The 10,857-nt window shown below is 56.0% G+C and carries 8 protein-coding genes; all 8 read right to left on the bottom strand.

From position 1 onward, the window contains the following. Positions 1-128 precede the first annotated feature (128 nt). Positions 129-341, bottom strand: a complete 213-nt coding sequence (locus H8S59_RS23465) for a DUF6124 family protein (protein ID WP_187522974.1) — start codon at positions 339-341, stop codon at positions 129-131. Positions 342-823: 482 nt separating this feature from the next. After that, positions 824-1,831 (bottom strand): ABC transporter substrate-binding protein, encoded by a 1,008-nt coding sequence (locus tag H8S59_RS23460; protein ID WP_187522973.1) that lies wholly within the window; start codon positions 1,829-1,831, stop codon positions 824-826. Positions 1,832-1,971: 140 nt separating this feature from the next. Then, positions 1,972-2,826: an ABC transporter permease gene (locus tag H8S59_RS23455; protein ID WP_187522972.1), complete on the bottom strand. Its 855-nt coding sequence runs from the start codon at positions 2,824-2,826 to the stop codon at positions 1,972-1,974. 120 nt (positions 2,827-2,946) lie between these two features. Continuing rightward, positions 2,947-3,825, bottom strand: coding sequence for an ABC transporter ATP-binding protein (locus H8S59_RS23450; RefSeq protein ID WP_238599647.1), 879 nt, complete (start codon positions 3,823-3,825; stop codon positions 2,947-2,949). Positions 3,826-3,840: 15 nt separating this feature from the next. Then, a complete protein-coding gene (locus H8S59_RS23445) occupies positions 3,841-4,737 on the bottom strand; it encodes a TauD/TfdA dioxygenase family protein (RefSeq protein WP_187522971.1) in 897 nt (298 codons plus the stop codon). Between the two features lie 314 nt (positions 4,738-5,051). Continuing rightward, complete coding sequence (locus H8S59_RS23440; RefSeq protein WP_095092929.1) at positions 5,052-5,834, bottom strand: MetQ/NlpA family ABC transporter substrate-binding protein; 783 nt, start codon at positions 5,832-5,834, stop codon at positions 5,052-5,054. Between the two features lie 192 nt (positions 5,835-6,026). Next, positions 6,027-7,235 (bottom strand): RHS repeat-associated core domain-containing protein, encoded by a 1,209-nt coding sequence (locus tag H8S59_RS23435; RefSeq protein ID WP_187522970.1) that lies wholly within the window; start codon positions 7,233-7,235, stop codon positions 6,027-6,029. Further along, the gene (locus H8S59_RS23430; protein ID WP_187522969.1) at positions 7,232-10,759 is read right to left on the bottom strand and encodes an RHS repeat protein; all 3,528 of its coding nucleotides are present in this window, start codon (positions 10,757-10,759) and stop codon (positions 7,232-7,234) included. The genes H8S59_RS23435 and H8S59_RS23430 overlap by 4 nt, the downstream gene beginning before the upstream one ends. Positions 10,760-10,857 lie beyond the last annotated feature (98 nt).

The following is a 10,857-nucleotide window of genomic DNA, read 5'->3' as shown; positions in this document are numbered from 1 at the left end:
CCCCGCTCCAACAGGTCCGGTGTTTGCTGCGCGGCAGCGTAGTAAAAACCCGCACGATTTGTGCTTAGTGACCGAGGCCACCATAGGCATGGCGGGTATGTTGGTAGTTTTATTGCGCTGCCCTGAAATCAGCGGGGTTCGACGCGTTCCAGTGAGCGGTCGAGTTCGGCTTTGGCCATGGCGATCAGGTGGACAACCGAGAAGGCCAGGTCGCGTTTGGGGCCGTTGAGGGTGTCGCCGGTTTCGTAGGCGGTGGCGGCTGCGCAGCGCAGTAGATCGCTGACGTGGAGCAGCGATTCTTCGAGGGATGGATGTGGTGGATCCGGCGTTACTTTGATCATCGTGCTCTCCTTACAAGTGAGACCACCGGATAATCGCTGCTAAACGAAAAAAGGGTGGCGGCTTTGTCGCGGGTTAGCAGACCGGTGGAGACACGATTTACCGGCGCACCCGAAGATGCCCCACGCAAAGCCGCCGTAGCGGTACTTGCATATCGTGTAAACCCAGACAGGCTGCTAAACCCGATCACTGATGAGTCAGTGACGGACGCAGCCTAGTGTCCGAATTTGGCACGCGCAAGGGCTCAGGATTTTCTAGGAAACTTCACACAGAAGAAAGGGAAACGGCCGCAGGAAAGGGCCTTCAAAGGTGGGTTTTTCGTGAGGTGAAGTTACAGATGTAATGCATATCCCTTGTGGGAGCGGTGCTTGCCCGCGATGAACGATGACGCGGTTTACCTTTTAGACCGCAGCGTTCCTATCGCGGGCAAGCACCGCTCCCACAGGGTCAGCGCCAGCCAGTGGATGGATACTCCAGACCGGTATCAGCTACCCGCACCACCATGCGCTTCTTCGAAGAAATAATCCTTCCAGCTCGCCGCCTTGTTTTTCAAGACGCCCAGCTCTTGCAGCTTTTCGGCATAAATAAAGGTGCGCTGCGGGGTGATGGTGAAGTCGATTTCCGGATCGGAAACGATCTTCTCTACAAACGGCAGCGCCAGCTTGGATTGCTCTACCCGGATGTAAGTCTGGGCAGCGGCAGGCTTGTCGGCCTTGATGATCTTCTCGGCTTCAGCCAGTGCGTCGTAGAACGCTTTGTAGGTTTTCGGGTTTTCGTCGTGGAATTTCTCGGTGGTGTACAGCACGTTGAACGTCGCCTGGCCACCCAGCACGTCGTACGAACTCAGCACTTTATGCACGTTCTTGTTTTCCAGCGCCTGGTACTGGAACGGCGGGCTGGAGAAGTGCGAAGTGATTTCCGAACCGCCCGAGATCAGCGCCGACGTGGCGTCCGGGTGCGGCAGGCTTACCGAGATGTTGTCGAATTTCTTGAAGTTTTCGTTACCGAACTCTTTGGCAGTTTCGATCTGCAAGGTGCGCGACTGGAAGCCCACGCCAGCGGCTGGCACGGCGATGCGGTCTTTGTCGGTGAAGTCCTTGAGGGTTTTCACGTTCGGGTTGTTGGTCAGCAAGTAATTGGGCATCGAGCCCAGTGACGCAATGGCTTTGACGTTCTGTTTGCCCTTGGTACGGTCCCAGATGGTCAGCATCGGCGGTACGCCTGCGGACACCACGTCCAGCGCACCGGCCAACAGCGCTTCGTTCATGGCGGTGGCGCCGGAGATGCTGTTCCAGTCAACCTCAATGTCGATGCCCTGCTCTTTACCGTGCTTCTCGATCAGTTTTTGATCGCGGACCACGTCCAGGATCAGGTAACCGATACCAAACTGCTGGGCGATGCTGATCTTGCCTTCGGCGTGTGCACCGCTGCTGAGCAGGCCGATGGTTGCGGCGAGCGCAATGATGGCTGAGCGCTTGAAAGGAATTGCCATTTGAAACCTCACGAGAATTCGAATGTTTGTTTTTGATCTTGTGGGAGCGGTGCTTGCCCGCGATAAGGCTGAACGCGGTTCACTTTAGATCGCGTAGACCTTATCGCGGGCAAGCACCGCTCCCACAGGGGAATTGCATTTCAGCGCTGCATACCCCAACGCTTGACGGTCAGGCGTTCGATGTTGGCAAACAGCAGGTTTTCCACCAGCAGGCCGATCAGGATGACCGCCGCCAGGCCAGCAAATACTTTGTCGGTGTATAGCTCGTTGCGGTTCTGAAAGATGTACCAGCCCAGGCCGCCTTTACCGGACGATGCGCCGAACACCAGTTCAGCCGCGATCAGGGTCCGCCAGGCGAATGCCCAACCAATTTTCAGACCGGCCAGAATTGATGGCAGCGCCGCCGGAATCAAGATGTGCCAGACAAAGCGCAGACCTTTGAGGCCGTAGTTGCGACCGGCCATGCGCTGGGTTTCCGAAACGCCGAGAAAGCCTGCGTAGGTATTGAGCGCCAACGCCCACAGCACCGAGTGGACCAGCACAAAAATCAGGCTGTTCTGCCCCAGGCCAAACCACAGCAACGCCAGTGGCAGCAGCGCAATGGCGGGCAGCGGGTTGAACATCGCGGTCAATGTGCCGAGCAGGTCGCGACCCAGCTGAGTTGATACCGCCAGGGTGGTCAGGGCAAAGGCCAGGACGATACCAATCACGTAGCCCTGAATCAGCACGGTCAGGGAAATCCAGACCTTGTTGATCAGTTCACCCGACAGGATGCCTTCATAAAACGCGGCAGCGGTTTGCAGAAAGCTGGGCAGCAACAGGTCGTTGTTCTGAATCCGTGCGGCGACTTCCCAGAGCACGGCCAGCAAGATCAGAATCACGGTCTTACGGACCCAGCTCACTTGCCAGATACGTTGCGCCAGCGGGATGTCACGGGCCAGGTCTTCCTGAGTGAAAGGCTCCAGCGTGATTTCGTACTCTTGACGGATGTTCATGGTGTGTTCTCTGAATTCAACATCCCACAGGTAGGAGCTAACTTGTTAGCGAGACATTCGAACTGTGTCGCCAAGAAGATCGCCTCGCGAACAAGTTCGCTCCTACCGAGGTTGGCGGTGTTAATAAGCGATCCGGATGTCCTGGAAGTTCAGCTCGCGGTCAACCGCCTGCTCTTCGCCTTCATCAAACAGCAGCCGGTGTATGCGCTGGGCGGTGTGCTGGAAACCGACGCCGCCGAGGCTTTTCAGGTCGTATTGATGGCTGTTGATTTCAGCGCGAACACGGCCCGGATGCGGCGACAGCAGCAAGATGCGGTTGCCGACCACCAGCGCTTCTTCGATGGAGTGCGTGACAAACAGCAAGGTGAAGCGCACTTCTTCCCACAGCTCCAGCAGCTCTTCCTGCATCTTGCGACGGGTCAGGGCATCCAGCGCCGCGAATGGTTCGTCCATGAGCAGGATTTTCGGTTGCATCGCCAAGGCCCGGGCAATCGCCACACGGGCTTTCATGCCGCCAGACAAGGTGTGCGGATAAGCATCGGCAAAGGCGCTCAAACCGACTTTCGCCAGGTAGTAATGCGCACGCTCCAGTGCTTCCTTGCGCTTCAACGTACGAGAAGCCAAAAGCGGGAAAATCACATTCTCAATCACGGTTTTCCAGGGCGGCAGTTGGTCGAACTCCTGGAACACCACGATGCGGTCCGGGCCTGGCTCATGAACTTCAGCGCCAGCCAGACGAATCTGCCCTTCGCTGGGTTTGATGAAACCCGCCACAGCCTTGAGCAAGGTGGATTTGCCGCACCCCGAAGGACCAAGCAATACGAACCGATCAGCCGGATCAACTTCAAAGCTGACTTGATGAGTCGCCCGCACCACCCGCTCGGGCGTGCGGTATTCCAGACTCACATTCTGGACTTGCAGCAGGGCTTCAGCAGCGGGCTGGTCGACCTGTTGCGCAATCGAGTTTGCGCTAGCCGTGTGGCTTTGCAGAACAGTCATTAAAAGCTCCCGGTATTAGAACGGCGCATCGCCCTGAATGGTGGTGCGGTGCAGGCGGCGACGCAGATGGTCAGGGGTGCCGCCCGCCAGGTGGATCAGCGAGCGGTTGTCCCAGAAGACCATGTCGTTGGGCGCCCACTGGTGGCGATAGACCCCTTCGGGACGAACGCTGTGGGCGTACAGTTCGTTCAGAATCTGCTGACTTTCGTCTTCCGGCAGGCCGACGATATGAGTGGTGAAGCCTTCACTGACGAACAGCGCCTTGCGGCCGTTTTCCGGGTGCGTACGCACGATCGGATGGCTGACCACCACTACTTGCGCCAACTGCTCGGCGGTCAGGGTCGGCCGCCAGTTTTGTGCGTTGTGCCCGTCGCGATAGCGCGAGGTATAGCTGTGTACGGCAGAGCGGCCTTCAACAGCTTTGCGCAAATGCTCCGGCAGGGTGTCCCAGGCCAGGTGCATGTCGGCGAACAGGGTGTCGCCGCCTTCGCTCGGCAGTTCCTGGGCGTAGAGCATCGAGCCCAGGCTTGGCAGCTCTTTGTAGGAAAGATCCGAGTGCCAATATTTGCCCGCGTCACCAAGGCCCAAGGGCTGACCGTTTTCCACGATGTTGGAAACGATGAGGATTTCCGGGTGGTTGGCCAGCAGGAATTGCTTGAGGACGTGGATCTGCAGCACGCCAAAACGACGGCTGAAGTCGATCTGCTGTTGTGGGGTGATCTGCTGATCGCGGAACACCACGACGTGGTAATCCAGATGCGCGCGGTGTACGCGAGCGAAGTCGGCGTCATTCAGCGGTCGGGACAGGTCCAGCCCAACGATTTCCGCGCCCACTTTCTCGGCGAAAGGACGCACCTCGAACTGTTGAGGTGCCGCGTGAACAGGTGATGACGCGAGGGACGCTGCTGACATGACTCAGACTCCAGAAGACTGGTGGTGATGAGCCATGACTTTATAGGTATAAGAATCGAAATTTAAATATCGTTATCGCATATGGATAGTCCGGATTGAGCTAGGCCGATCCTGCTTCGGTCAGTGACGTGGGACCGGCTTCAGCCGGGAAGAGGCAGTAACAATCTCTACATCTGTGTCGTCTGACACGCAGCCTTCCCGGCTAAAGCCGGTCCCACGTCGTCTGGTTTGTCATTCCCAGACGATTTGCACACACAAAAACGCCGACGCTGTTGCCAGCGTCGGCGTTGGGCATTACGTGTTCAGCTCAGCAATCAGAACGCTGGCAGTACCGCGCCTTCGTACTTCTTGTTGATGAAGTCTTTGACTTTCTGGCTGGTCAGGGCCTTGGACAGTTTCTCGATAGCGTCGGTGTGAGCGTTATCGGAACGGGTCACCAGGAAGTTAACGTAAGGCGAATCAGCACCTTCGATAATCAGCGCGTCTTTCTTCGGGTTGAGCTTGGCTTCCAGCGCATAGTTGGTGTTGATCAGCGCCAGATCAACCTGGCCCAGAGCACGCGGCAATACGGCCGATTCCAGCTCGCGGAACTTGAATTTCTTCGGGTTGGTGGCGATGTCTTTCGGAGTCGCCAGTGCGTCGGTCGGGTTTTTCAGTGTGATCAGGCCATTCTTCTGCAACAGCAGCAGAGCACGACCAGCATTGCTGCCTTCGTTAGGGATGGCGATGGTTGCGCCTTCAGGCAACTCGGAGATCGCCTTCCACTTCTTGGAGTAGCCACCGAACGGTTCAACGTGTACGCCGACACCGGTCACCAGTGTTGCGCCTTTACCTTTGTTGAAGCCATCCAGGTAAGGCTTGGTCTGGAAGTAGTTAGCGTCCAGACGCTTTTCATTCAGTTGCACGTTTGGCTGCACGTAGTCGGTGAAGACCTTGATTTCCAGATCCACGCCTTCTTTAGCAAGGTCCGGCTTGATCAACTCAAGGATTTCCGCGTGCGGAACTGGCGTAGCACCAACCACCAGTTTCTCGGCTGCTTGAGCCACGCTTACCGAAAATACGGCCGCCAGAGCGGTCAACAGCAATGTCTTTTTCATGCAATGTCCTTGGAGAAAATCGAGGTCGGTCTGTACGACAGCTCTTCAATGAGTTGCCCCCGGCGGCTTGTGCAGTCGGGGGCGTGGAGCGGACATTACCGATTTTCTTTATTCCAGGACAATATTTTTTTATCGAATGCTTATGCTTTTTTTGAAGCATCAGTGTTGAGTAATCCCCGCGACCTGCGCATATCAAAATTCGCGTATTGCCTGCATCCGGTCGTCATCCACAGTAAGGAAGTCGCCTGGCTTGATATTGACTTGTCCAAGGCCTTTCGAGCCCTCATCGGCATCGCCGCGCACAAAGGCGTCGAGTATCGAGGGCGCTTCGTCAGACTGGCTGGTAGCCGGGGGGGCAATGTAAGGGATAACGTAATTATCAGTGTAAAAAACGCCTTTGGCGCCATAGCCAAAATATTTCGCGGCCTTCAGAGCTTTATCCGCATCGATCAGGCGATTCTGGATTGCGACCGTATTCCTTGCCCCCTTGCCCAGTTTTGCGACACCTCCAAGGCTTCTAAGCGAATTCCCGTTAGAAACCCTGACCGCTCCTTGTCGAGCAACAGAAACGGTGCCGGCGTCGAAAAAGCGGGACGCTGCCCGAGCACCGCGAGAGGAAACGGCCTTTGCTGCAGACGGAGATGCAAGTGATGCAAGTGACAGCCCCAGGCTGAGTTGCCCCAGGATTGCCCCTGCACTGGAGTCAGGCGCCAACTCGCCCACCAACTCGCTGGCGATACTGAGCACATCGCCTGCGATCCCGACGACCGCCGCGAAAATCAGCGGGCCTGTCAGTGGTACGCCAGAGCCAAGGGTGATGACCGTGATAGCAATGGCAGCGATAGAGATCACGATGCTCAGAATGGACTTCCACGAAAAATGCCCAGTCGGGTCCGTCATGTTGACCGGGTCACCCACGCAATAGGCATAAGGGTTTACCCCACCGGAATCGAACGGGCTCATGCTGTCGGGGCTGTGAAAGCGCATCAGGACCGGGTTGTAAGCCCGATATCCGTTGCCCAGCAAATAACAACCAGTCACCGGGTCGGGTTGCTCGCCATTAAAGCCCAGCAGACTTTGCAGACCGCCTTCCACGGCACTGCCTCCGTACGGGGTGTAAACGCTGCGCTGGATCTGATTGCCCGTGACTGACTGCAAAACGCTGCCTTGCTGGTCGCACGCCAGCAGGCTGTTCACTACGGTGTTACCTGATTGGGTCGACTGCGCCAACACATGACCGTCCGACTCCATCAGGCTGAGCCGTCGCCCGCCCTCTAGCTGTGTGGCAATACGGCCATCCCGGTAAACCCGTGTGCTGGCGGGGGCGCCCGTCGGCTCTACGCCTATGAGGCGATCCAGGGCGTCATAGCGGTAACTGATCAATAGTCCTTGATGATTCATAATTGCTCCTGCGCGACCGAGGCCAGACGGCCCAGCTCGTCGTAATTCTGGCGACGACCACGTTCGTCATTGATTTGGTTGCCATCGCGGTCGTAAGAAAATCTCGCTTGTTGTGCTGCATAGTCCGGATGGCTATGGCGAACCCGGCTCAGTTGAGTTTTGTCGAATTTCTCGTATTCGTACGTTGCGATGTTTTCGCCACCCATGAACATGGTTTTCAACCGGCGGATGTTGTCCAGCTCATCAAACTGGTACTCCTGTACACGAATCGCTTTGCCCGCCGCATCGACCGGCAAGTGCAGGCCGCTGCACGCGTAGCGCTCCAGACGACCACGCGAGTCATAGGCAAATGTCTCATCGCGCAGCACGGAGCTTCCGCGCAGCAAGACACGCTTGATGAGCTTGTCGTTATTATCGAATTGCTGGGACAGTTCTTCCGGTGGATTGGAATCAACCACCAGTACACGACGCACCTCACGGCCGAAATCATCGTATTCGAGCTGCGTGATGAGTTTGCGTTTACTTTGGGTATCGACAGTTTCGATCCTGCTGACACGTCCGTACGAGTCATAGCTGTAGTCCGCCTTGACAGTGCCGCGTACCACTTGGGCAGTGCGACAGAACGCGTCATAACGGGTGATCTGGGTGACGCCCGTTGCATCTACATATTCCAGCGGCAAACCTTTGAGAGAGGTGCGATGCAAGGCATGCAATGTGCGCTGGGCTTCAGTTATCTGATCGTTCTGCAATTTGCCGGACGGTAGATAGCGGCGCTGCTGCTGGTTACCCGGGCAGGAGGCCTGAATCAGCTTCGCATGAGCGCTGTCGTAGCGATAACTGGCAGCCAGGTTGCTATTGCCGCCAACGCTGCGCTCAGTCATCTGATTGTTCAGTGAAGGGTCATATTTATAGGAAATGACCTTGCCGCTGGCTTTGATATGGGTCGCCGGGTTCGGCTGAGCCCCCTCATACGTGAAGAGTTCCGTACGGCCGCCCACGGTGATGCTGGTTACGCGCATAAGACCGTCATACGTGCGTTCGCCAGCCAGATAATCATTGACCCAGATGTGGGTCGCCAGATCTTCCGTACTGTGTCGCACGAATGCTTTTCTGATCCGCGTACCATCGGGCAACTGCGTAATGACCAGGCGATCAGCAAAGTCGTACACAAATCGCGTCGTGCGTCCCAACGGATCGATTTTTTGTACACAGCGTCCCAAGCCGTCGTAGAGATACGACGTGATACCGCACGAAACACCTTTGCGATCAAAGCGCTCAACCGTGTCGTTTTTACCGAACACGTTTTTTGTACTGACTGTTTTGCCTGCCTGATCAATGCCCTGAGTCTGGGTCAGTGTGATCGGGTCGTAGCGATCGCTACTCATGACCCCGTCCGGGCCGACGGTGGTGATACGCTTGCCCCAGTCGTCGTAGCCATAGCGGGTTTTTAGAGCAAAAGGCTTACCGTCGAGCCAGTCGGTGCTGACCTCTTCGGTCAATTGACCAAGTGCATCATACGTAGCACCGTAAACGACACGCATGGGTTGCCCGTCTGCGTCCATATCCTGAACTTCAACGCTTGTTTGACGACTCAACCCGTCAAGACGTGCAACGGTCGCGGCGCCGTTGGGGGCGACCGTCCGGGTTGCCACGGGGTCACTGAGCTTGTCCGCTAGCTGATAGCTGTAAATTGTGGAGGCCTGGCTGGAGGTTTTCGGCGCAATCATCTCAACGGTTTTACGGCCGAGGCGGTCATGCGCTGTCTCGACAGCGACGCCCAATTGCCCGACGGCTTTAACCTCTGTCCCGGTCAGCCTGTTATGCCAAACGGACTTGGTGCTGCGGGTACCGTCTTTGGCGGCTAACGTGGTGTGGGTGCAAACCGTACCGTCCAGCAGCTCGTAACGATAATCCAGTACGGTATCCACCCCATCCACCGTATCGACCCTTCGCTTCACACGGCCAAAAAACCGACTTTTGGGATCGCTCTCATACTGCCGAGCGATGGTCATGAGTGGCGTGACTTGCCCACCTTGCAGTACGGCCTCCTGTGCAAGGGCCAGAAAGCGCCCCCGTTCCGGGCTGGCCGACTGCAATTCGGTGTAGCGATATTGGGTGATCAACGTCGGAGCGGGAGCTCGATCAGATGCGGGTATAAGGGTTTTGTGCTTGAGCCAGCGCACTCTCCCGAAAGCATCCGCCGGGCAACCGTCGGATGCGCCTACCGGGTAATACTCAAATACTTCAGTAATGCCTGTGGGCGAGACTTTTTTGAGGATGTTGCCCATGTCATCGTATTCAGTCAGCGTAGTTTCCTGCCGAATGACGCCGGGTTTCGCCGCATCAAACCAAAAGACCTCCATCTTGGCTGGCAACTGAAAATTACCCGGCTGTTGATCAAAGCTCAGCCCTGGCTTTTCATGATATTGAGTCACGTTGCGGACAGTCTTGCCGTTCTGGCTGATCGTTTCTTCAATTTGCAGGTGAAAGCGGTTGAACACGCGCCTGGTTCTGCGCATGACACGCGCCTGAGATCCGGCCCCAATTATCAGGTCCTCGTTAACCTCGTACTGATAGCTACCCACAGCCCGATAAAGGTTATCCCTATCATTGCGCCAAGGAGCGCTGGAACCATTACCCAGATAATTGTGGCTGGAGTAACTGTATTTTTTGGTTATCGGTGGCTGGTTCGAGCGGGGAAAGGTGATGAGAGAATCCACCGCTGGCAGGGTCGCGACCGGGGCACCTACGGGCAATTTCATTGCGGACGGCCGATAGGTAACCTGTTCAACAACACCAGTGGGTGACTCCAGCTTGCTGATCAACCGAAGGCCACCGACGGTTTGATAACTGATGCGCCATGACGCCGCCTTACCGTTTTCCAGCGGCAGGGTGATTTTGGTCAGTTCGTTGTTCCGAATCTGGAGGCTGAAAACCAGCTTGTCAGTAGGGCTGTCGGGCCATAGTGTGATGCTGGACACTCTCGATGAGCCTTCAATAATATCGACAGTCAACAGCCTCTGAGTTTCATCCCGAATCTCGCGTAACAAACGCCGCCCGGCAATGACGCGATAGGATAGATTTATGACGCGCCCTTCGGGGGAGTAGATTTTCGAAAGGACCCAATCATCCCAATTGAGCGACGGGTTACTCAGTACTTCGACGACGCCTGACTTATGCTCAATGATCAGCTCATCGTTGACGCGACTGGTTTTCAAATCCTGAACTTTTTTGTCCGCGATGACAAACTGGCCCGCTGCCGTATTGGCGATGTGCGTCGCCCCTGTAGATAAGCTGAGTTGCCGGGTGTTCCGATTGTAACGGGAGAGAGGTATGGACCATCCAGCACCCAAACCCACATTACTATTATTTAAACCGTTAAAAACTAGCGACAACGGAAGCGATGGACCACTTAATGCATTAGCTAACACACTTGAAAGCGACAGATTGCAGCTGTATGTTCCCGTTCGGGGATCAACTCCCGCACTGATAAAACTTAAAGAGTTATACGCATTAGAGTACATAGTAGATCTTCCTTATATTTATAGTTACCAACCCCAACAGAAGGGTGGGGGCCGCGCCCCGGGGGGGCCCCAAAAAAATAAAAATAAAAACACCCCAC

It is taken from the genome of Pseudomonas folii (genome assembly GCF_014357575.1).
Lineage (GTDB): Bacteria > Pseudomonadota > Gammaproteobacteria > Pseudomonadales > Pseudomonadaceae > Aquipseudomonas > Aquipseudomonas folii.
The sequence above is the reverse complement of the archived record's forward strand: the minus strand, read 5'-3'. Positions and strand labels throughout refer to the sequence as shown.